The 19,734-nt window shown below is 72.8% G+C and carries 22 protein-coding genes and 1 tRNA gene; 13 read left to right on the top strand and 10 right to left on the bottom strand.

Going from position 1 to position 19,734, the window contains the following annotated elements:
• Positions 1–12 precede the first annotated feature (12 nt).
• Both DW297_RS01015 and DW297_RS01020 read right to left on the bottom strand, forming a co-directional pair.
• Positions 13–459 (bottom strand): SDR family NAD(P)-dependent oxidoreductase, encoded by a 447-nt coding sequence (locus DW297_RS01015; protein ID WP_136028650.1) that lies wholly within the window; start codon positions 457–459, stop codon positions 13–15.
• A 105-nt stretch (positions 460–564) separates the two neighbouring features.
• The gene (locus tag DW297_RS01020) at positions 565–2,004 is read right to left on the bottom strand and encodes a DUF6421 family protein (RefSeq protein WP_136028651.1); all 1,440 of its coding nucleotides are present in this window, start codon (positions 2,002–2,004) and stop codon (positions 565–567) included.
• 72 nt (positions 2,005–2,076) lie between these two features.
• Between DW297_RS01020 and DW297_RS01025 the strand changes: the two genes are divergently transcribed.
• Positions 2,077–2,535, top strand: coding sequence for an Lrp/AsnC family transcriptional regulator (locus DW297_RS01025; RefSeq protein ID WP_136028652.1), 459 nt, complete (start codon positions 2,077–2,079; stop codon positions 2,533–2,535).
• A 90-nt stretch (positions 2,536–2,625) separates the two neighbouring features.
• On the opposite strand, the gene DW297_RS01030 is transcribed toward DW297_RS01025, so the two are convergent.
• Positions 2,626–3,651, bottom strand: coding sequence for an ArsR/SmtB family transcription factor (locus DW297_RS01030; protein ID WP_206252838.1), 1,026 nt, complete (start codon positions 3,649–3,651; stop codon positions 2,626–2,628).
• Between the two features lie 45 nt (positions 3,652–3,696).
• Here DW297_RS01030 and DW297_RS01035 point away from each other — a divergent pair, with 45 nt between their 5' ends.
• Genes DW297_RS01035 through DW297_RS01045 form a run of 3 tightly spaced genes read left to right on the top strand, consistent with a single transcriptional unit; the run spans position 3,697 to position 5,365 of the window.
• The gene (locus tag DW297_RS01035) at positions 3,697–4,059 is read left to right on the top strand and encodes a cupin domain-containing protein (RefSeq protein ID WP_136028653.1); all 363 of its coding nucleotides are present in this window, start codon (positions 3,697–3,699) and stop codon (positions 4,057–4,059) included.
• A gap of 12 nt (positions 4,060–4,071) precedes the next feature.
• A complete protein-coding gene (locus DW297_RS01040) occupies positions 4,072–4,362 on the top strand; it encodes a DUF4287 domain-containing protein (protein WP_136028654.1) in 291 nt (96 codons plus the stop codon).
• A gap of 34 nt (positions 4,363–4,396) precedes the next feature.
• Positions 4,397–5,365, top strand: coding sequence for a 1,4-dihydroxy-2-naphthoate polyprenyltransferase (locus DW297_RS01045; RefSeq protein WP_136028655.1), 969 nt, complete (start codon positions 4,397–4,399; stop codon positions 5,363–5,365).
• Between the two features lie 108 nt (positions 5,366–5,473).
• Here the strand turns inward: DW297_RS01045 and DW297_RS01050 are convergent, their stop codons facing one another.
• Both DW297_RS01050 and DW297_RS01055 read right to left on the bottom strand, forming a co-directional pair.
• On the bottom strand, positions 5,474–5,770 hold the full coding sequence (locus tag DW297_RS01050) for a DUF4229 domain-containing protein (protein WP_136028656.1): 297 nt from the start codon (positions 5,768–5,770) through the stop codon (positions 5,474–5,476).
• Between the two features lie 44 nt (positions 5,771–5,814).
• Positions 5,815–6,714, bottom strand: coding sequence for a hypothetical protein (locus DW297_RS01055; RefSeq protein ID WP_136028657.1), 900 nt, complete (start codon positions 6,712–6,714; stop codon positions 5,815–5,817).
• A 375-nt stretch (positions 6,715–7,089) separates the two neighbouring features.
• Here DW297_RS01055 and DW297_RS01060 point away from each other — a divergent pair, with 375 nt between their 5' ends.
• From DW297_RS01060 to DW297_RS01080, 5 genes are all read left to right on the top strand, one after another.
• Positions 7,090–8,070, top strand: coding sequence for a glycosyltransferase family 2 protein (locus tag DW297_RS01060; protein WP_136028658.1), 981 nt, complete (start codon positions 7,090–7,092; stop codon positions 8,068–8,070).
• Positions 8,067–9,434: a polysialyltransferase family glycosyltransferase gene (locus DW297_RS01065; RefSeq protein WP_136028659.1), complete on the top strand. Its 1,368-nt coding sequence runs from the start codon at positions 8,067–8,069 to the stop codon at positions 9,432–9,434. The genes DW297_RS01060 and DW297_RS01065 overlap by 4 nt, the downstream gene beginning before the upstream one ends.
• Positions 9,435–9,439: 5 nt before the next feature.
• Positions 9,440–10,609 carry an acylneuraminate cytidylyltransferase gene (locus tag DW297_RS01070; protein ID WP_136028660.1) on the top strand — a complete coding sequence of 390 codons (1,170 nt, stop codon included), beginning with the start codon at positions 9,440–9,442 and terminating at the stop codon, positions 10,607–10,609.
• Between the two features lie 91 nt (positions 10,610–10,700).
• On the top strand, positions 10,701–11,573 hold the full coding sequence (locus tag DW297_RS01075; protein ID WP_136028661.1) for an N-acetylneuraminate synthase family protein: 873 nt from the start codon (positions 10,701–10,703) through the stop codon (positions 11,571–11,573).
• Complete coding sequence (locus tag DW297_RS01080) at positions 11,570–12,970, top strand: DUF6716 putative glycosyltransferase (protein WP_136028662.1); 1,401 nt, start codon at positions 11,570–11,572, stop codon at positions 12,968–12,970. The genes DW297_RS01075 and DW297_RS01080 overlap by 4 nt, the downstream gene beginning before the upstream one ends.
• 31 nt (positions 12,971–13,001) lie before the next feature.
• Here the strand turns inward: DW297_RS01080 and DW297_RS01085 are convergent, their stop codons facing one another.
• The 3 genes from DW297_RS01085 to DW297_RS01095 all read right to left on the bottom strand — a co-directional run bounded on the left by DW297_RS01085 (position 13,002) and on the right by DW297_RS01095 (position 15,841).
• On the bottom strand, positions 13,002–13,868 hold the full coding sequence (locus DW297_RS01085) for an SDR family oxidoreductase (RefSeq protein ID WP_136028663.1): 867 nt from the start codon (positions 13,866–13,868) through the stop codon (positions 13,002–13,004).
• A gap of 159 nt (positions 13,869–14,027) precedes the next feature.
• On the bottom strand, positions 14,028–14,807 hold the full coding sequence (locus DW297_RS01090) for an ABC transporter permease (RefSeq protein ID WP_136028664.1): 780 nt from the start codon (positions 14,805–14,807) through the stop codon (positions 14,028–14,030).
• On the bottom strand, positions 14,804–15,841 hold the full coding sequence (locus tag DW297_RS01095) for an ABC transporter ATP-binding protein (protein ID WP_136028665.1): 1,038 nt from the start codon (positions 15,839–15,841) through the stop codon (positions 14,804–14,806). The genes DW297_RS01090 and DW297_RS01095 overlap by 4 nt, the downstream gene beginning before the upstream one ends.
• 62 nt (positions 15,842–15,903) lie before the next feature.
• Here DW297_RS01095 and DW297_RS01100 point away from each other — a divergent pair, with 62 nt between their 5' ends.
• The 3 genes from DW297_RS01100 (at position 15,904) to arfB (ending at position 17,522) form a co-directional block, all read left to right on the top strand.
• On the top strand, positions 15,904–16,896 hold the full coding sequence (locus DW297_RS01100) for a helix-turn-helix transcriptional regulator (protein ID WP_136028666.1): 993 nt from the start codon (positions 15,904–15,906) through the stop codon (positions 16,894–16,896).
• Positions 16,897–16,955: 59 nt separating this feature from the next.
• A tRNA-Met gene (locus DW297_RS18695) sits at positions 16,956–17,031 on the top strand.
• Positions 17,032–17,081: 50 nt separating this feature from the next.
• On the top strand, positions 17,082–17,522 hold the full coding sequence (arfB, locus tag DW297_RS01105) for an alternative ribosome rescue aminoacyl-tRNA hydrolase ArfB (protein WP_136028667.1): 441 nt from the start codon (positions 17,082–17,084) through the stop codon (positions 17,520–17,522).
• 9 nt (positions 17,523–17,531) lie between these two features.
• On the opposite strand, the gene DW297_RS01110 is transcribed toward arfB, so the two are convergent.
• Positions 17,532–18,146: a TetR/AcrR family transcriptional regulator gene (locus tag DW297_RS01110; protein WP_136028668.1), complete on the bottom strand. Its 615-nt coding sequence runs from the start codon at positions 18,144–18,146 to the stop codon at positions 17,532–17,534.
• A 69-nt stretch (positions 18,147–18,215) separates the two neighbouring features.
• Between DW297_RS01110 and DW297_RS01115 the strand changes: the two genes are divergently transcribed.
• A complete protein-coding gene (locus DW297_RS01115) occupies positions 18,216–19,496 on the top strand; it encodes an MFS transporter (protein WP_240744482.1) in 1,281 nt (426 codons plus the stop codon).
• Between the two features lie 41 nt (positions 19,497–19,537).
• Here the strand turns inward: DW297_RS01115 and DW297_RS01120 are convergent.
• A partial coding sequence (locus DW297_RS01120; protein ID WP_136028669.1) for a hypothetical protein occupies positions 19,538–19,734 on the bottom strand: 197 nt, incomplete at its 5' end.

Consider the following 19,734-nt stretch of genomic DNA (forward strand, 5'->3'; position numbering starts at 1 on the left):
AGGGCACACCGGCTACAACAAGGGCAACACCTGCGTCGACGACGCCGTCGACGACACGACCGCGAACCGCCCGGCCGGCGAGGCGCGCAGGGCCGCATCGAAGGCCCGGCTGGTCGCCCGCACCGCCTCGAGCGCCGGGAGCAGCGCGTCGAAGTCCTCGTCGCTCTGTCCCGCGAGACCTCCGCCGCCGCGCCAGCCGCCCACCAGGGGCACCACGGCATCGACGGGTCCGAGCTGCTCCGCGAGCGCGGTCATCTCCGCGAGGGAGGTCGCATCGGCCACCCGGGTCTCGGCTCCCGCGTCGGCGAGAGGGGTGAGGCGCTCGGCCGAGCGGCCGGTCGCGACCACCCGCGCGCCGGCGTCGTGCAGGGCCCGGGTGACGGCGAGTCCCGCGGCGCTGGTGGCCCCGGCCAGGAGCACGGTGCGTCCGCGCGGTCCGTGCGGCGTGGTGTCGGTCATGCGATCACTCTCCTCCTGCCGAGAAGGCCTCTGCGGCCGGACCCGGATTCGGGTCTCCGGCCGCAGAGGCTGTGCGCCCCAGCGTCACAACGGTGGCGGTGGGGATCAGTCGTCCGTGCCGCGGATGCCGACCGTCGATTCGATGACGGGCTTCATCTTCTTGTCGAGCGTCTCGAAGAACATCGACAGGGGGAACTCGTCGTCCATCACCGCGTCGGTGTAGCCCTTCGGGGCGCCGGCGAGGATCTCGTCCGAGAGTCCGCGTGCCCACTGCGAGGCGGGGTGCGGGGTGAGGGTGCCGCGCACGAGGTCGTAGGCGGCGAGCCAGTGCGCGACCTTCGGACGGTCGATCGAGTGCCAGTACAGGTCGTCGATCGCATCACCCAGCGCCACGACCGCGTCGGGCACGCTGTCCCAGTCGAACGCCAGGGCCGTGTCGGTCCAGTGCAGCACGCCGCGCTGGTGCAGCCATGCGAACAGCAGCTGGCCGCCCACCGCGTCGTAGTTGCGGACGCGGGTGCCGGTGATCGCGAAGCGGAAGATGCGGTCGAAGATCACGGCGTACTGCACCAGGTGCGCGTACTCGTGCATCTCGCGCTCGGTCTCGGTGAGCTCCTCGCCCGCCGCCACGCGGGCGTCGAGGGCGCGCTCGATCTTGACCGACTCGCGGAACGCGGTCATGTCGCAGCGCATCTCCTCCAGCGAATAGAGGAAGAACGGCATCCGCTGCTTGATCATGAACGGGTCGAACGGCAGGTCGCCGCGCATGTGCGTGCGGTCGTGGATGATGTCCCACATCACGAACGTCTTCTCGGCCATCTCCTGGTCGTCGAGCATCGCGGCGGCGCGCTCTGGCAGCTCCAGGTTCGTGATCCCGGCGGCGGCGCGGACGACCCGGCGGTAGCGGGCGGCCTCGCGGTCCTGGAAGATGGCGCCCCACGTGAACGTCGGGATCTCGCGCATGGCGACGGTCTCGGGGAACAGCACGGCGGAGTTGGTATCGTAGCCCGGGGTGAAGTCGACGAGTCGCAGCGAGACGAACAACTTGTTGCCGTAGTCGCCGGCCTCGAGCGCGGCGATGAACTCGGGCCAGATGGTCTCGACGATCAGCGCCTCGACCAGGCGGTCGCTGGAGCCGTTCTGGGTGTACATCGGGAAGACCACGAGGTGGCGGATGCCGTCGATGCGGTGCTGCTGCGGCTGGAAGGCCACGAGGGAGTCGAGGAAGTCCGGCACGCCGAAGTCCTCCGACGCCCACCGCTCGAAGTCGGCGACGGACGCGGCGAGGTAGTCGGCATCGTGCGGGAAGGCGGGGGCAAGGGCCTGGATGCTCGCGGTGATCGCGCCGACGAGCGCGCGGGCGTCGTCGTGGTGCGCGGCCTCGGGGATCGAGCCGTCTTTGATCTGCAGCTCGCGCAGCGCGATGGCGGCCGACTTCAGCTGGGTCCAGGCGGCGGACTGCTCCGCGGTCGACGCGTCCTCGACGACCTCGGGTTCGCCGACGATGGCCTGGACAGCGGAACTGTTGGCGGAAACGAGGGACATCGGAACCTCCGATCGCAGTGTTTAACGGAAAGATTCCGGCGAATACGGAATCCTGACGATAATCTTACAGCTATGGATGATTCTGTCGACCGCGCGATCCTGGCCGCGATCTCCCGCGACGGCCGCGCCACGCTGTCCCAGCTGTCCGAGGCCGTCGGCCTCTCGGTCTCCGCCGTGCAGTCCCGCCTGCGCCGCCTGGAGACGCGCGGGGTGATCTCCGGCTACCGAGCGATCCTCGATCCGGAGCAGGTGGGCACTCCGCTGTCGGCGTTCATCGAGATCACCCCGCTCGACCCCGCCCAGCCCGACAACGCGCCGGAGCTTCTCGAGCACCTCGACGCGATCGAGGCCTGCCACTCCATCGCGGGAGAGGCGAGCTACATGCTGTTCGTCCGCGTTCCGACCCCCCGCGACCTGGAGCAGCTCGTGCGCGACGTCCGGCTCGCCGCCAACGTGAGCACCCGCACGACGGTGGTGCTGCAGACCTACTACGAGCACCGCCCGATCATCCCGGTCGGCGCCGGGGAGTAGCCCACCGCCGCAGCGCGCACCGTCGGCCGGCATCCGCGTCGCGTCGCCGCGGTCTGCGCCGTCGAACGACCGCCCGCTGACCCGCCCGCGTCAGAGCGCCGCGCCGACCACGGCCTCGCCGAGCGGGGTGCGCAGGTGCAGCATGCGGCTGCCGCGGCGCTCGCTCGCGATCAGCCCCGACTCCCGCAGCACGGTCAGGTGGTGCGACGCCGTCGACACCGCGATCCCGGCCTCCGCGGCGACCTGAGACGTGGTGCGCTCGGCGCCCGCCCGCAGCAGGATGCCGGCGCGGGCCGGGCCGAGCAGGGCGCCCAGGGCCGACTCGACCTCGGTGGTGTCGCGCGCCCACCCGGCCGTGACCCCGCGGGCCGGATAGAAGAGGGTCGGCTGCGCGGGCGGCTCGGTGAGCACCATGCATCCCCACGACGACATCACGGAGGGCACGAGCACCAGTCCGCTGCCGCGGCAGTCGACGCGCTCGCTGTGCCGCCGCAGCGACACCCGCACGGCGCCGTCGCCCCACGACACCTGCCGATGCAGGTCGCTCGCCATCCCCGCGATGCCCGACGTGGCGATCGCGCGCGCCCGCACCGCGATGTCTGCGCGCAGGAGTCGTTCGAGCTGCGGCCAGACCGGGTGCAGCGCCACCTCCCACAGCTCCGACCAGGCGTCGGCGATCCGCGCCCTGGCCCGCGCCGGATCGTCCCGCATGTCCCGCAGCGCCTCGCGTCGACGGCCGGCGGAGCGCTGCACCATCTTCCCGAGGTCCACGCGCATGGGCTCCAGCGCGGTCGTGCGGAGCGCCGCGAGCTCCGCCTCCGGGGTGAGGTCCCACCGCGGGGTCGTGGTGAGGAAGTCGGGCAGGTAGCCGTCGTCGCCGATCACCGCGGCGAGCAGCGCGAAGCCGTCGCGCGGCAGCCGTTCGCGCACGACGCGCAGCCACCCCCACTGGAGCGGATGCGCCGCCGGGCGGAGGAGGGCGCGGACGGCGTGGGCCAGTTCGTGGCCGGGGGAGACACCGAAGCGCACCGCCTCCATGTCACCGGGACTCAGGTGGAACTCGACCCGGTGGTCAGGATGCTCCCGCCCCTCGATGGGCGTTGAGTTTCGATCCACATCGAAACACTAGGGGCCCGCGGGTGCGCTGTCGAGACTGGGCACATGACCACCGCACCCGCTCCCTCGTCGCTCGTCCGCGACGCCGTCCTCCGCATCGGCACCGGCCGCAGCCGCCGGTTCGTCGGGGCCGAGCACGGCGCCGACGTCTCCTATTTCTTCGTCGAGAATCAGCCGGGCGAGGGTCCAGGGCTGCACTGGCACCCGTACTCGGAGACCTGGGTGGTGCTGGAGGGGACCGTCCGCCTCCGCGTCGGCGACCGGATCCTCCTCGCCGGACCGGGCGACACCGCCACGGTCGCCGCCTTCACGCCGCACGGCTTCACGAACGCGGGGGACGGGCTGCTGCGCATCCTGTGCATCCACGCCTCCGCCACCATCGTCCAGACCTTCCTCGACAACGACTGATCAGGAGAACCCATGTCCTTCCAGGCCTACCTCGACAAGGTCGAGACCCAGACCGGGCTCACGCCCCGCCAGTTCATCGAGCTCGCCCGCGCCCAGGGCTTCGACGAGGGCACGAAGTCCACGGTCGTGCTCACGTGGCTCAAGCAGGAGTACGGCCTCGGCCACGGTCACGCGCAGGCCATGACCCACGTCATCCTCAAGGGACCGAAGATCAGCGACAAGCACGTCGGCACGGGAGGCTCCCACAGCGATGCGTCCGACACCCTGTGGCTCGACGGCAAGGACAGCAACCCGCACCGCTGAGGGTCCCCGCGCCGCGCGGACTAGGATTTCGAGCGTGGCAGCATCCTCCCGGCGCAAGAAGAAGAGCGGCACCCGAACCCGACCGCACACCAGCGGAAACCCGGCCAAGCGGCCCGCGGTCGAGGCCGGTCCGGTCACCGTCTCCGACTGGATCGGTGCCGCGCGACTGCGCACCCTGCCGCTGGCGGTCGCGCCGGTCGTGATCGGCACGGGCGCCGCGCGCAGCACGGGGCCCGAGTTCCACTGGGTCATCGCCCTCGCGTGCCTCGCGGTCGCGGTGCTGCTGCAGATCGGCGTGAACTTCACGAACGACTACAGCGACGGGGTCCGCGGCACCGACGCCCACCGTGTCGGTCCGGCGCGGCTGACGGCCTCCGGGCGGGTGAAGCCGCGCACCGTGCTGATCATCGGGCTCGTGTTCTTCGCGCTCGCCGCGGCGGTCGGCCTCGCGATCGTGGTGCGCACGGAGCAGTGGTGGATGCTGGCCATCGGCGCCGCGTGCATCGTCGCGGCGTGGTTCTACACGGGCGGCAAGCGACCCTACGGCTACTACGGCCTGGGCGAGGTGTTCGTCTTCGTGTTCTTCGGGCTCGTGGCGACGCTCGGCACCACGTGGGTGCAGATCTTCGCGCTCCCGCAGCAGGCGTGGCTCGGGGCGATCGCGGCCGGCCTGTTCGCGTGCGCGGTGCTGCTGGCGAACAACCTCCGCGACATCGAGCAGGACCGCGCCGTCGGCAAGCGCACGCTCACGGTGCTGATCGGGCGGCGTGCGACCCAGGTGCTGTTCACCCTGTTCGTCCTCGCGCCGTTCGGGATCGCGGTGTTCCTGGCGCTGCTGTTCCCGATCGCGTGGATCGCGCTGCTCGCGCTGCTGGCGGGGCTGCCCGCTGTGCTGATCGTCTGGACGTACCGTCAGCCGCGGGAGCTGGTGACGGCGCTGGCCCTGACCTCGCTCACGTCGCTGCTCTACGCGGGCGCGCTGTTCTGGGCGTTCGTCGGCTGATCTCGGCGTCCGTCGGCTGATCTCGGCGTTCGTCGGCTGATCTCGGCGTCCGTCGTGATCCGGGCGTCCGTCGCGATCTCCGCGTCCGTCGGCTGACCGCGGGAGCGCTCAGTCGCGGCGCGTCTCGTCGGGGGCGGCGTCGATCGCCTCGTCCTCCGCATCGGCATCGGCCTGCTGACCCGACACGCGGCCCTCGCGCCGCTCATGCAGACGCGCCGAGGCGTCGGACAGCGGCGTGCGCAGGAACAGCATCGAGATGCTCGCCCCGATGAGGGCGGCGAAGATGGCGGCGAGCCACCAGAACTCGCGGAAGATCGGGAAGAAGAACCACAGGATCGCCAGCGGGACGAGGAATGCCAGCAGGCGCAGCACGGTGTAGACGAGGAGGGGGGCGGGCTTCTTCACTCCCTCAGTCTACGTTCGCCCGCCGATGTGCCAGCCGCCGCCGCTCACCCGGGGAGGTCGAGCGCGGAGAAGGGGATGCCGCGGACGACGCGTCGCCACGGGTGCTCGCCGAGCGTCCACAGCACCCCCGCCTCGGGGTCGAGGGCGAGGTCTTCGCATCCGGCGGGCAGCGGGACGGGGTGTCGCCGCCAGGAACCGTCGCGATCGGTCCACAGGGCTCCGGGGTGCAGCAGATCGGACTGGGACACGAAGCGCGTCTCACCCCAGCGCACGGCGCCCTGCAGGTGCCGGAGGCCGGGCGCGACCCGGTCGCGCTCCACGAAGCGGGGCTGCGCGGCGCTCGGGATGTCGAACTCGCCGACCACGCCGCGGTCGTTCCCGCGGTACTCGCCGATGAGCACACGGGGCAGGGGAGTGCCGTCGGCCGTGAACACCCGCCCGAGGAACGAGCAGCGGAGGTCGACCGGGTGCTGCGCCGTGCGCACGGCGACGAGCACGGTGCTGCGACCGCCGCGGCGGCGGCTCCCGGCCAGGCGGTGGGCGTCGGAGCCGCGCACCCGGCGGAGCCGCGCCAGGTCGAACTCCCAGATCCCCTGGCCCGTGGCCGCCGCGAACAAGCGGTCGTCGAACCACGCGAGGCCGCCGGCGTGGATCGGGGCGGGCTCCAGGCGGCCGTCCTCCCCGGGGACGGCGAGCACCACGTCGAGGTGACGCGACCGGTCGAGGTCGATCATCGTGACCCGGGAGGCGAGGTGGCGGCCCGCCCTGTCCTGGCGGAACCAGCTCACCGCGAGCGTGCGTCGTCCGCGCAGCCGGCCCACGTCGATGCCCTGGGGATACCAGCGCTCTGTCCACGTGCGCGCGGACAGCCAGCGCAGGTCGATCCCGGTGCTCCGGCGGCGCCGTCGCACCGGTCGCCAGATCGTTCCGAACGGCCAGAGCATGGGGTCCATGGTCGCGGATGCCGGGTGACCGCGCCAATCGACGCGGCTCCCCGCATCGATTCGGCATCTCGTGGAGAGGTATGTATCATGTTACGTGTTGAGTGTTGATCTTCATGGAGTCGCTCTCGACGCACACCCCTCGGCCCGCTGGTGGGGGCCAGTAAACCGCGGGGTGGGCCGGCACCGCACGGTGTCGGATTCCCGGGTGCTCGCACCCGGCAGTGCAACGCACTGGGGGTGTGGTTCGTTCGGGTGCGGACCACACCTCAGCGTTGTGCCTGCCGCGCCTCGCGTCACCCGCCGTTCACCGTGGCGTCGCCGACCGGACACGCGCGACTGCGACGATCTCCGCACACCGCCCACCCCGGGAGTTCCGTGCGCACGCCCCTCGTCACCGTCATCCTTCCCGCGAAGGACGCCGGACCCTACATCGGGACGACCCTCGAGACCCTCACCCGGCAGTTCGACGACCCGCACGATCTGCAGCTCGTGGCGATCGACGACGGCTCCCGCGACGACACGCGCGCGCTCATGCAGCACTACGCCGACCGGTTCCCGCGCGCCAGGGTGGTGCACAACCCGACGCCGCGCGGCCTGGCGAGCGCCCGCAACCAGGGTCTCGCGCTCGTCGAGGGCGAGGCGTTCTGCTTCCTCGACGGCGACGACTGGTTGCAGCCGCGGCGGCTGGCCGTGCTGGCCTCTCGCCTGCGCGCGCTGCGCTGCGACTTCGTCCGCACCGATCACGTGACCGTCACCGGCACCCGCCGCACGCTGGTGCGCGCGCCGTTCCCCTGGCGCGAGACCGTCGCCCCGCCGCGGAGCGCCATCCTGCCCGCCGACGAGCCGACCATGGTCGACTACCCGTACGCCTGGGCCGGGCTGTTCCACCGCCGCCTCCTCGACCGGGGCCTGGCCGGGTTCCCGCCCGGACTGTTCACCGCGGAGGACCGGCCGTGGATCTGGCGGCTGCACCTGGAGGCCTCGTCGTTCGCGGTCGTCGACGCTCCGGCACTGCTCTACCGCCGCGGCGTCGTGGGCTCGCTCACCCAGATCGCCGACCGGCGGCAGCTCGACTTCGCCGAGGCCCTGTCCCAGGTCGTCGCCCTGGCGCAGCGCGACCGCGACGCCGAGCGCTTCCTGCCCAAGGCCGTGTGGACCGCGCTCGCGCTCAGCTCTCACCACCTGGTGCGCTCGCGGCGCATGTCGCCGCCGGTGCGCGCGGAGATGCGGTCGCGCATCCGCGAGCTGCTCCGCGGTCTCCCCGCGCCGGAGGTCGCCGCGGTGGTCGAGCGGCTCGACGCGCCCCGGCGCCGCGTGCTCGCGCGCACGCTCCGACGTGCGGGGCACACGCCGTGACGCGGGTCTTCGCGCTGCACAGCGCCTACGGTCTCGCGACCGCCGTCGCCGCGATCGACAGCGGCCTCCTCGATGGGTCGACCGCCGCGCGCCCCGAGCAGGTGCTGGTGCCGTTCACCTCGTCGCGCGTGCCCGAGCTCGCGGTCGGCATCGACGCCGACCCGGCCCTGAGTCGGCTGCGCGCCCGGTTCGACCGCATCGAGCCGCTGGGAGACCTCCTCGGCCCGCTGCACCCCAGCGCGTGGGAGCCCCCGGAGGGCGAACTGCCCGTGCTCGGTCGGCTGATCGCCCGGGCCTGGGGCATCGACCCCCGCGACCTGGAGCTGTGCGTGCAGAGCCCGCAGGTCGCTCCGGCGCGGACGCTGTTCGGGCTGTTCCCCGACGCGCGTCTCACGATCGTGGGCGACGGCCTCATGACGTATGCGCCGATGCGGGTGCGGCTGCCGCACACCGTGACGGCACGGATCGGCCGTGTGGTCTACGCCGACGTCGTGCCCGGCGTGCGTCCGCTCGTCGCGTCGCCGACCGCCGAGACCGTGCCGGTGCCGCCCGCGGCCTTCGCGGCGGCGCTGCGCGAGACCGCGACGCCGGAGGTGCCGGAGGTGCCGGCGGACCCGGAGCCGGGACCGTCCACCGTGCTGGTGCTCGGGCAGTACCTGTCGGCGCTCGGGCTGCAGACACCGGCGCAGGAGATCGCGCTGCAGCAGAGCCTGGTCGACCGGGCGGCCGCGTGGGAGCCGGAGCGCATCGTGTTCAAGCCCCATCCGGCGGCGCCACCCCTGCTCGCCGATGCCGTCCGTGCCAGGGCGCAGTCGCTCGGCATGGCGTTCGAGGAGCACCGCGGCACGGGGCCCGCGGAACTGGCGGCCGAACGCCTCGATGCGCGGGCCGTGGTCGCGGCGTTCTCCACCGCGCTGCCGACCGTGCACACGGTGTTCGGCCGCGACATCGGTGCCGCCGGGACCGCGGACCTGCTCGGCACGCTCGCTCCGTTCGAGAACAGCAACCGCATCCCGCTCACGATCGTCGACGCCCTCACCCGCCCCGACGCCCTGCGCCCGGAGCCGCCCGAGCTGCAGCGCCTCGTCGATGCGGTCGGCTATGCCATGCAGCCGCTCGTCGCCGAGCACCTGCGGGAGCGCGCGGAGGAGTTCCTGCGCGACCTCGACGATGACGAGCGCCGCCGGTACTTCTCGGCGGAACGCCTCACGCAGCTGCGGTTGCCCGGCGCCGCGCCCGCGACCCTGCGACAGCGCCTGCGGCACCCCGCGGGCGGCATCGGGCGGATCGAGGAGTGGCGGCTGACGGCGATCGGGGCACGGCGTCGCGCCGGTCGCGCGTGGCGGGAGATCCGGGGAGGATGACGAGCATGCAGCAGACAGACGAGGGAGCGCCGCGGACGGTGGCGATCATCCCGGCGCGCGGCGGGTCGAAGCAGATCCCGCGCAAGAACCTGGAGCGCGTGGGCGGGGTGCCGCTCGTGGCCAGGGCCGTGCACGCGGCAACGGCCGCCGCGGGCATCGACGCGGTCGTGGTCTCCACCGACGACGACGAGATCGCGGCGGTCGCGGAGGCCGCGGGCGCGCGCATCGTCCGGCGCCCCGCGGAGCTGTCGGGCGACACCGCGTCGTCCGAGGCGGCGATCCTCCACGCGCTCGACGAGCTCGAGCGCCGGGGAGAGTCGTTCGCGGTCGTCGCGTTCGTGCAGGGCACGTCGCCCTTCGTGCCGAGCGTGGAGCTGTCCGCCGCCGTCGAGGCCGTGCGGGAGGGCACGGCCGACAGCGCGTTCGCGGCCGTCGAGACGTACGGCTTCCTGTGGCGCACGGGGCCCGACGGGGAGGCGGAGGCGCTCAACCACGACGCGAGCCACCGTCCACGGCGCCAGGACCGTGAGCCGCATCACCTCGAGACCGGGGCGTTCTACGTGTTCCGGGCGGACGGGTTCCGCCGCAGCCGGCACCGCTTCTTCGGCCGCACCCGCATCATCGCGGTGCCCGAGTGGAGCGCGATCGAGATCGACGACGCGGAGCAGCTCGCGGCGGCGCGGGCCTTGGCGGCCCTGCGTGAGACTCCCGCGCGGATCCCGGTGCGCGCGGTGGTCACCGACTTCGACGGCGTCCACACCGACGACACCGCGATCGTCGACGCCGACGGAGGGGAGCGGGTACGGGTGAGCCGGGAGGACGGCATGGGCGTCGCGCTGCTGCGCCGCGCCGGCGTGCCGATGCTGATCCTCTCCACCGAGGTCAACCCGGTCGTGCGGGCGAGGGCCGACAAGCTGCGCGTCCCCGTGCTGCACGGCATCGACGACAAGGAGGACGCGCTGCGGCGGTGGGCGCAGGAGCAGGGCATGCCGCTCGCCGACATCGCGTACCTCGGCAACGACGTGAACGACCTCCCGGCGATGCGCATCGTCGGGTGGCCGGTCGCCGTCGCCGACGCGCACCCGCTCGTGCGGGCCGAGGCCAGGGTCGTGCTGCACCGCCGCGGGGGAGACGGTGCGGTCAGGGAGCTCGTCGAACGCGTGTTGTCGAGCTGACCGCCCCCGGTAACCCTCCGGTCGAGGGCCGTTCACCCGCGGCGCGTACTCAGGAAGGACGGCGGCAACCCGCTCGACGACCGGAGGATTCATGACTGTCAGCATCGGCTCGCGTGTGATCGGCGGCGGCCGTCCGGCCTACGTCATCGCGGAGATCGGCCTCAACCACAACGGCGACGTGGACATCGCCAAGCGACTGATCGACGTCGCGGCGCGGGCGGGGGCCGACGCGGTCAAGTTCCAGAAGCGCACCCCCGAGATCTCCACGCCGGAGCACATGCGCGATGTACCGCGGGAGACGCCGTGGGGTGTCATGAGCTATCTCGACTACCGGCGCCGGGTCGAGTTCGGCCGCGACGAGTACGTCGAGATCGGCGACCACGCCACGCTGCTCGGGCTGGACTGGTTCGCGTCGCCGTGGGATGTGCCGAGCGTGGCGTTCCTGGAGGAACTGAACGTCGTGGCGCACAAGGTCGCCTCCGCGAGCCTGACCGACACCGAGCTGCTGACCGCGCTGCGCGAGACGGGCAAGCCCGTGATCCTCTCCACCGGCATGTCCACGATCGAGCAGATCGACCGCGCCCTCGACACCCTCGGCACCGACCGGGTCGTGCTGATGCACGCGACCTCGACGTATCCGCTGGAGCCGGAGGAGGCGAACCTGCGGGTCATCGCGACCCTCCGCGACCGCTACCCCGGCATCCCCGTCGGATACTCGGGCCACGAGCGCGGCCTGCAGATCTCGCTCGCCGCGGTCGCGATGGGCGCCGTCGCGGTCGAACGGCACATCACGCTCGACCGGACGATGTGGGGCTCCGACCACGCCGCGTCGCTGGAGCCGACCGGACTCGAGCACCTGGTGCGCGACATCCGGGTGATCGAGCGGGCGGTGGGCGACGGCGTGAAGCGCGTGTTCGACAGCGAGCGCGCCCCCATGGCCAAGCTGCGTCGCGTGCCGGCATGACCGACGCCTCCGGGCTGCGCGTGGTCGCGGTCGCCGATGCCGACTCGTTCGTGAAGTGGTCGGCCTCGCTGCTCGGCGCGGTGCCCGGTCTGCGCCCGCAGCTGCTGCTGGTGCGCACGCCCCTCACGGTGAGCGCGGAGCAGGAGCGCGCGGCGCGGGAGGGCACCGGGGTCGCGGCGACAGATGTCACCCGGCTCGACCTCGCGCAGGTGGCGGCGTGGCTGGACCGGCAGCGGCCCGACGCGGTGCTGCTCGCCGGTCGCGGGCCGTTCGTGCGGCTGCTCGGAGGCGTGATCGACTCGCTCGCGCACCGGCCCGTCGTCGTGTCGGGGCTGCCCGGTATGGCGATCCCGGCGCAGCGCGGGGCCCTGGAGTACCGGCGTCACACCGACCTGCTGATCGTGCACTCCCACCGCGAGGTCAGGGCGTTCGCCGAGCTGGGGGAGCGGATCGGGGTGCCGGTGCCGCTGGCGCTCGCGACCCTTCCGTTCGCACGGGGCCCGTACGGCGGCCGGAGGCGGGCGGAGCGTGCCGAGGCGCGGATCCTCGCCGGAGGGGCGCCGCGGGCCGCCCTCGCCGACCGCCCGACGGAGCCGGTGGCCGACGCGGAGCCGCGACCGGGTGCCACGGACGTCGTCTTCGCCGCCCAGGCGCTGGTGCCCGCGGATCGCGCGGCGAGGGCCGACATCGCGGCCCTGCTGGTGCGCACCGCCGAGGCCGACCCCGACCGGCGTGTGGTGGTGAAGCTGCGTGCGCGACAGGGCGAGGCGGAGACCCACCTCGACCGCGAGCCCTACACCGGGCTCTTCGGGGCCGCGCGGCCGCGGAACCTCGTGTTCTCGCACGCCCCGATGGACACGGCGCTGGAGACGGCGGCCGGGCTGGTCACCGTGAGCTCGACGGCCGCCGTGGAGGCGCTGGCGCACGGGGTGCCGGTCATCGCGCTCGACCGCTTCGGGGTGAGCAAGAGCCTGCTCAACACGGTGTTCGTCGGCAGCGGGCTGCTGGGCGGGGCGGGCGAGGTCGTGGCCGGACGCTTCCGGCGCCCGCACCCGGCCTGGCTGTGCGACAACTATTTCCACCCCGCCGCCGAGTCGGACTGGTGGGACCGGGTGCAGGAGCTGGTCGCGCTGCGCCGAGCGGGCGCGCTGCCTCCGCGCCGGGTGCCCGCCGCGCGCGGGGGTGCGCTGCACGAGGCCTGGCACCGGGCGAGTGTGCTCGGACGGGAGGACCGCAGCATCTCCGGACGGCTCGCGCTCGCGGTCGGAGCCCCGGCGGTGCGGCTGCTGTCCGGCGTCCGCGCTCGCCGCAGTCCGGAGGGCGCCTCCACGTGGGCGGACCCGTCCACGGACTACACGCTCGAGCCGAACCCGTTCGCCGACTCGCTGCGTCGCTGAGCCCCGGCTCGTCCGCCCGGGTCGTGGTGCGTCAGAGGCGGCGCCAGTCGTGGCTCTCGACCGCGGCGCCGGCCTGCGGGCCCATCTGCAGCATGCCGCCGTCGATCACGACCGAGGCCCCGGAGATGTAGGCGGCTTCGGGCGAGGCCAGGAAGGCGATCAGTGCGGCCACCTCGCGCGCGTCCCCTGGTCGTCCGAGCGGGATGCCGGGGCGGTCCTCCGTGTGCGGGTCGGTGTCGGTCTGCCCGGTCATGGGTGTGGCGATCTCGCCGGGGGCCACGCTCACCGCGCTGATGCCGTGCGCACCGAGTTCGAGCGCCAGGTTCTTCATGAGGCCGCCGAGCCCGTGCTTCGCGGCGTCGTACGCGCTCGCCCCGACCATCGGCTGATGCTCGTGCACGCTGGTGACCGCGATCAGCCGGCCACCGCGTCCGGCCGCGACCATGGCCCGCGCCGCCCGTTGCAGGCACACGAACGCGCCGGTGAGGTCGGTGTCGACCACGCGGTTCCACTCGTCGAGGGTCACGTCGAGGAACGGGGTCTGCAGTCCCGCTCCGGCGTTGTTGACGAACACGTCCACCCCGCCGAGCTCGGCGATCAGGCCGTCGACCGCGTCGCCGCACGCGGGGATGTCCGCCACGTCGAGGCGGGCGACCACGGCCCGAGCGCCGTGGCTGCGCACCTCCTCCGCGGTCTCCTGGGCGCCGGCCTCGTCGCTGTGCCAGGTGATGCCCACGTCGATGCCGGCCGCGGCGAGGGCGACCGCGGTCGCGCGGCCGATGCCCGAGTCCGCGCCGGTCACGATCGCGCGTCGGGCCTCGGCTTCCAGGCGCGCCTGCGGCTCCCCGGACTCCAGGCCCGTGGTCGGCGTCTTGTCGTTGTGCTGCGATTCGGACATGCGGCCCTCCTGCTGCTCGTGGTCGTGCGGGCGACGATACGAGGGCCGACGGAGCACGGTCGATGCGCTTGACGGCGGCGGGTGGCGGCGCTAGCGACCCGATGCCCGCGGCGGTGGCCCCGCAGAATCGAGGCCGCCGTCGCGGGCGTCGAGCGCGGGTCAGTTGCTGCGGCGGATGGCGCGCACGCCCACCACGAGGCCGACCGTGGCCACCGCGAGTGCGGCGATCCACCCCCACAGCACGGTGAGGTCGCCCAGGTCCCCGGCGAACAGCGCCCGCTCCGCCTGCACGACCCAGTTCACCGGGTTGACCGTCGCGACCGCGCGCATCCAGTCCGGCGCGGCGTCGAGCGGCAGCAGCATCCCCGACAGGATGAGCAGCGGGAAGATGAGCGACTGCTGCACGCCCCAGAACAGCCACTCCCGGTCTTTGGTCGCGAGCGCGAGCGAGTACGAGAGCGAGCCGAGGCCCACCCCGAACACGGCGAGCAGCGCGAGGCCGATCAGCAGGCCGGGGACGTCGACCGCGAACCCGAACGGCCATGCGATCAGGACGATCACCAGGGCCTGCACCACGATCGGCGCGATCTCCTTCAATGCGCGGCCGACGAGGAGGGACGACCGGGCGAGCGGGGCGACGAGGGTGCGCTCGTGCGAGCCGGTCATCATCTCGTACTGGAGGTTCGACCCGGTGGCGCCGGTGCCGAACAGCACGATCATCACCAGCACGCCCGGCACGAACCACGACAGGGTCTCGCCCGCGGGCTGTCCGGACTGGCCGATCAGCAGCGGGGCGAACAGCCCGAGGAACACCAGGGGCTGCAGCAGGCTGAAGATCAGGGTGAACGGGTCCCGCACCACGGGCTTGAGCTCCCGCGTCAGCACGTGGCGGGTGTCACGTGCGAGGTTCGGGCGCACGAGCGTGTCGGTGGTGGTCATGAGAGGACTCCTGTCGTGGTCGGGGTGGAGGCGGGCGTGGGCTCGTCCGTGGACTCGGGGGATCCTGCACCCTCGCCCGCATCGCGCAGGGTGCGCCCGGTGAGGGCGAGGAACACGTCGTCGAGTGTGGGCGGCACTCCGGTCGCGCGCTGCACGACGATGCCCGCGGCGTCGAGCTCCCGCACGACAACGGGCAGCAGCCGGTCGCCGTCGGGCACCGCGAGGGAGAGGCAGGCGTCGTCCCGCACGACCTCGGCCGGGCTCCGTCGGGCGACCACGGTGCGCGCCCGCTCGGCCTCCGCGGCGTCGGCGAACCCGAACGTGAGCACGTCGCCCGCGAGGGTGGCCTTGAGCGAGGCCGCGTCGTCGTCCGCGATGATGCGGCCCTTGTCCATCACCATGACCCGCTCGGCGTAGCGGTCGGCCTCCTCCAGGTAGTGCGTGGTGAGGAAGACCGTGGTGCCGTGCTGTGCGCGCAGGTCGAGGATGTGCTCCCACAGGTTCGCGCGGCTCTGCGGGTCGAGCCCCGTGGAGGGCTCGTCGAGGAACAGCAGGGGTGGTGCGTGCATGAGCCCGAGGGCGATGTCGAGCCGGCGCTTCTGCCCGCCGCTGAGCTGCTGCACGGTGCGGCCCGCGAACGACGACAGGTCGAGCGAGTCGATGAGCTCGTCCGCCCTCCGCACGCTGTCGCGCTTCGTCAGGCCGTAGAAGGCGCCCTGGCTGAGCAGTTCGTCGCGCACGCGCTGGGAGAAGCTGCCGCTGGTGAGCTGACCGACGTAGCCGATGCGCGCGCGGACGCCCGCGGCGTCGGTGCGGATGTCGTGCCCGACCACGCGCGCGCTGCCGGCCGACGGCGGGATCAGGGTGGTGAGCATGCGGAGGGTCGTCGACTTGCCGGCGCCGTTCGGGCCGAGGAATGCGACGAGCTCACCCCGCACGGCGCTGAAGGAGACGTCGGTGACCGCGTGCACCGGCGCCTTCTTGACGGTGAAGGTCTTGGTCAGGCCTTCGGTCTCGATGAGGGTTTCGTTCATGGGAGAGAGCGTAGAAAGCAACGCGGACACATCCTGTCCGCATCGTCTGCCAATCTGAGCTCATGTCCGACACCACCGCCCGCGCCCTCGCCCTGCTCAACCTGCTGCAGACGCACCGGCACTGGCCGGGCACGGAGCTCGCCTCGCGACTGGGCGTCACCGAGCGCACCGTCCGCCGCGACGTCGACCGCCTGCGCGAGCTGGGCTATCGCGTCGAGTCCACGCCGGGATCGGCCGGCGGCTACCGGCTGGAGGCGGGGAGCGCCGTGCCGCCGCTGCTGCTGACCGACGACGAGGCGGTCACGATGGCGATCGGCCTGCGGGTCGCCGCCACGCAGCAGCTCGTCGGTGGCGCGGAGGTGACGCTGACCGCGCTGGCGAAGCTGGAGCAGGTGCTGCCCTCGGCGCTGCGGCAGCGGGTGAACGCGCTCGCCGCGGCGGTGCAGCCCCCGCGGATCGGCGCGGGACCGGTGGTGTCGCCCGTGGTCATCGGCGAGATCGCGCTCGCCACGCGCGACCACGAGCGGCTGCGGCTGCGCTACGTCGACGGGCAGGGGGAGGAGAGCGTGCGGCGCGTGGAGCCGCATGCCCTCGCCCCGGCCGGACGCAAGTGGTTCCTCCTGTGCTGGGACCTCGACCGCGAGGACTGGCGCACGTTCCGCGTCGACCGCATCACGTCCGTCGAGCACACCAGGGTGCTGTTCGCGCGGCGCGAGCTCAGTGCGCAGGAGATCGAGGAGCGGGTGCTGATCGCGGCGTCGTGGTCGCCGCAGAAGATCGAGACCGACGCGGTGATGGAGCTGCCGCTGGCGGAGATGCAGGAGCGGTTCGGGCCGTGGGGACAGGGCGCCACGGCGGAGGGACCCGACCGCACGCGCTGGCCCTTCGGCGGCGCGGACTGGCGGGAGGCGATGTACGGACTGCTCTGGATCCCCGCGGGCGTCGAGTACACCACGAGCTTCCCCGAGCCGCACCGTGCGGAGCTGCGCGAGGCGGTCGAGCGACTGCTGCGGGCGCTGGACGCTCCCACGCCCGCGTCATCCGCGGACTCATAGGGTCATCCCAGGGAACGACCCTGGCGGGGAACATCACGGCCAGGTAACGTCAGTGCCATCGCGGCGATCCGGGCGGTCCCGGGCCCCGGCTCATATCCGGAGGCGTTGCGGGTTCGACTCCCGCCGTCGCGTCCACTCCCTGAGGCGTTCGCGTCCGCGTCCACGACATGGCGCATGATGGACGGATGCCCACCGCCCCTCGACCCGGACTCCGCGTCACGGCCGGTCTCACGATCCCCGACGCCGAGCTGTCGTGGCGCTTCTCGCGCTCCTCCGGCCCCGGGGGACAGGGGGTGAACACGGCGGACTCGCGCGTGGAGCTGGTGTGGGACGCCGCGGGTTCCGCGGTCCTGTCGCCGGTGCAGCGCGAGCGGATCCTGGAGCGTCTGCGGGGACGGCTCGTCGGCGGGGTGCTGACGATCGCGGCGTCCGAGCATCGGGCGCAGCTGCGCAACCGGGAGGCCGCACGCGAACGCCTGGCCGCCCTGGTCGCGGAGGCCCTGCGTCCGCCCGCCCCGCCGCGCCGCGCGACGAAGCCGAGCCGCGGATCGAGGGAGCGTCGGCTCACGGCCAAGCACCGCCGCACCGACGTCAAGAGCCTGCGGCGTCGTCCGCGCGAGGAGTGAGGGAGCCGCTCAGCCGGAGTCGCGGGTGAGCCGCTTCTCGACGGGGCCCCAGCCCTCCTCCAGCACGGTGAATCCGGCCTCGAGGATGTCGCGCTGGTCGTCGCTCTCGGTCACGAGGATCTGCATCTGCAGGATGAACCGGGAGTACACGCGGATCTCCGCCGTGGGGGCGGTGAGCCCGAGCTCCTCGGCGATCGCGTCGGCGAGGGCGTCTTCGTGCCGCAGCCACATCTTCGCCGCGTAGTCGCGCAGGGCCGGCGTCTCGTTGAGGAAGCGCAGGAAGGTGCGGGCGACGTCGTCTCCGTGCTCGTCGAGGTTGGCGCCGATCTCGGCGGCGTAGAAGTCATGGATCGCGCGGTTGATGGTGACGCCGGTCCTGCGGTCGCGCACGGCGGCGACGAGGCGGTCGCGCTGCTCGTCGTCCTCGTCGAAGACGAGCGCCTCCTTCTGGGGGAAGTGGGCGAAGACGGTGGTCGGGGAGACGTCGGCGGCGTCGGCGACCTCGCGGATGCTGACGTTGTCGAAGCCGCGCTCGAGGAACATCCTCGTCGCGACGTCGGAGATGTTCTTGCGGGTCGCGGCCTTCTTGCGCTCGCGGCGGCCGAGGGGCGCGGGGGTGGTCATGAGAGCCAGGCTACCGCGCTCGGTATAAAAGTGGCTTGACGCCAAAACTGGTATCGCTACACTTTCGATATGACTTCACCCATCTCCTCGGTCCGTGGTGCCACCCGCGCCTGGATCATGCTCATCGTGCTGACGATGCTCACCGTCATCGGCATGACGGTGGTGCTCCCCGTGCTGCCGTTCGTCGTGCTGCAGTACGTCTCGCACGAGCGCGACCTGGCCCTCTGGGTCGGCGTGCTGGAAGCGGTCAACGGCCTGTGCGCCTTCCTCGTCGCGCCCTTCCTCGGCCGGCTCTCCGACCGGTTCGGCCGACGGCCCGTCATCATCGCCGCCGCCTTCGGCGCCGCGTTCTCCATGGCCCTGTTCGGCATCGGCGGAGCGCTCTGGGTGCTCGTGCTCGCCCGTGTCATCCAGGGGCTGACGGCGGGCGACCTGCCCGCGCTGTTCGCCTACCTCGCCGACATCACCCCGCCGGAGAAGCGTGCACAGCGCTTCGGCCTTCTCGGAGCGCTGACCGGCATCGGCACCATGATCGGCCCGGCCGTCGGCGGGCTCCTCGCGGCGATCGACCTGCGCCTGCCCGTGTTCCTCACCGCCGCCGTCGCCCTGGTGATCGCGATCCTCAGCATCTCCCTGCTGCCGGAGAGCCTGAAGCCCGAGAACCGCATCCCGCGGATCACGCTGCGCGCCGTGCAGCCGTTCGCGGTGTTCCGCGAGGCCTTCGGACGCCGGGAGCTGCGCGGCCTGATGATCGCGTTCGGCCTGCTCGCGCTGCCGTTCGGCTTCTTCGTCAACAACTTCAGCATCCTCGCGCTCGACGCCATCCAGTGGGGGCCGACGCAGATCGGGCTCCTCACGGCGGGCGTGGGGATCGTCGACATCCTCATCCAGGGCGTGCTGCTGGCCATCCTGCTTCCGCGGATGGGGGAGCGCGGCGTGATCCTCAGCGGCATCGTCGCCCAGGCGATCGGCCTGGCCGGTCTCGCGGTCGTCGCGACGCTGATCGCCCAGCCGTGGCTGTTCATCGTCGGCGCGCTGCTGCTCGCCGCCGGACAGGGAGCCGCGCAGGCCGCCATGGACGGCGCGATGTCCAACGCCGTCGGCGACGACGAGCAGGGCTGGCTCGGTGGCGCCACCCAGTCGCTCAACGCAGCGATGGGCACGGTCGCGCCGCTGATCGCCGCGGCCCTCTACACCGCCGTGAGCCACGCCGCCCCCTACTGGCTCGGGGTCGGGCTCATGGCCGTCGCGGGGATCGTCGTGGCACGCGCCCACATCGCGAACACCGCGAAGCGCCCGCGCCCCGCACCCTCCGGCCCGGCGCCCGCGGAGCTCGTGGCCGCCGAGTGACAGCTCCGCGGGGTGCCCGGTGATCCGGTGCACCCCGCGGCTCAGTCCTTCCCGCCTCCGCGGACGAGTTCCAGCCCGGCACCGGCGAACTGCCGCAGCGTGGCATCCGGCAGGAACGCCCGCGTCAGCGCGCCGCCGATCCGGGTGAGGTCGCTCTCGTCGCGGAACAGCAGGTACATGGTCTCGTAGCGCGGGTGGAACTTCTGCTTGAACCGGTGCAGCGAACCGAACCCGTACA

This window comes from Microbacterium sp. PF5, from assembly GCF_004794315.1.
Taxonomy (GTDB): domain Bacteria; phylum Actinomycetota; class Actinomycetes; order Actinomycetales; family Microbacteriaceae; genus Microbacterium; species Microbacterium sufflavum.

Bases quoted from the DNA above. Each gene is read 5' to 3' on its own strand.
- DW297_RS01085 (WP_136028663.1), bottom strand. From the start codon at position 13,868: ATGTCCGAATCGCAGCACAACGACAAGACGCCGACCACGGGCCTGGAG.
- DW297_RS01040 (WP_136028654.1), top strand. From the start codon at position 4,072: ATGTCCTTCCAGGCCTACCTCGACAAGGTCGAGACCCAGACCGGGCTC.
- DW297_RS01025 (WP_136028652.1), top strand. From the start codon at position 2,077: ATGGATGATTCTGTCGACCGCGCGATCCTGGCCGCGATCTCCCGCGAC.
- DW297_RS01080 (WP_136028662.1), top strand. From the start codon at position 11,570: ATGACCGACGCCTCCGGGCTGCGCGTGGTCGCGGTCGCCGATGCCGAC.
- DW297_RS01070 (WP_136028660.1), top strand. From the start codon at position 9,440: ATGCAGCAGACAGACGAGGGAGCGCCGCGGACGGTGGCGATCATCCCG.
- DW297_RS01020 (WP_136028651.1), bottom strand. From the start codon at position 2,004: ATGTCCCTCGTTTCCGCCAACAGTTCCGCTGTCCAGGCCATCGTCGGC.
- DW297_RS01095 (WP_136028665.1), bottom strand. From the start codon at position 15,841: ATGAACGAAACCCTCATCGAGACCGAAGGCCTGACCAAGACCTTCACC.
- DW297_RS01100 (WP_136028666.1), top strand. From the start codon at position 15,904: ATGTCCGACACCACCGCCCGCGCCCTCGCCCTGCTCAACCTGCTGCAG.
- DW297_RS01110 (WP_136028668.1), bottom strand. From the start codon at position 18,146: ATGACCACCCCCGCGCCCCTCGGCCGCCGCGAGCGCAAGAAGGCCGCG.
- DW297_RS01075 (WP_136028661.1), top strand. From the start codon at position 10,701: ATGACTGTCAGCATCGGCTCGCGTGTGATCGGCGGCGGCCGTCCGGCC.
- DW297_RS01115 (WP_240744482.1), top strand. From the start codon at position 18,216: ATGACTTCACCCATCTCCTCGGTCCGTGGTGCCACCCGCGCCTGGATC.
- DW297_RS01015 (WP_136028650.1), bottom strand. From the start codon at position 459: ATGACCGACACCACGCCGCACGGACCGCGCGGACGCACCGTGCTCCTG.
- DW297_RS01035 (WP_136028653.1), top strand. From the start codon at position 3,697: ATGACCACCGCACCCGCTCCCTCGTCGCTCGTCCGCGACGCCGTCCTC.
- DW297_RS01090 (WP_136028664.1), bottom strand. From the start codon at position 14,807: ATGACCACCACCGACACGCTCGTGCGCCCGAACCTCGCACGTGACACC.
- DW297_RS01055 (WP_136028657.1), bottom strand. From the start codon at position 6,714: ATGCTCTGGCCGTTCGGAACGATCTGGCGACCGGTGCGACGGCGCCGC.
- arfB (WP_136028667.1), top strand. From the start codon at position 17,082: ATGCCCACCGCCCCTCGACCCGGACTCCGCGTCACGGCCGGTCTCACG.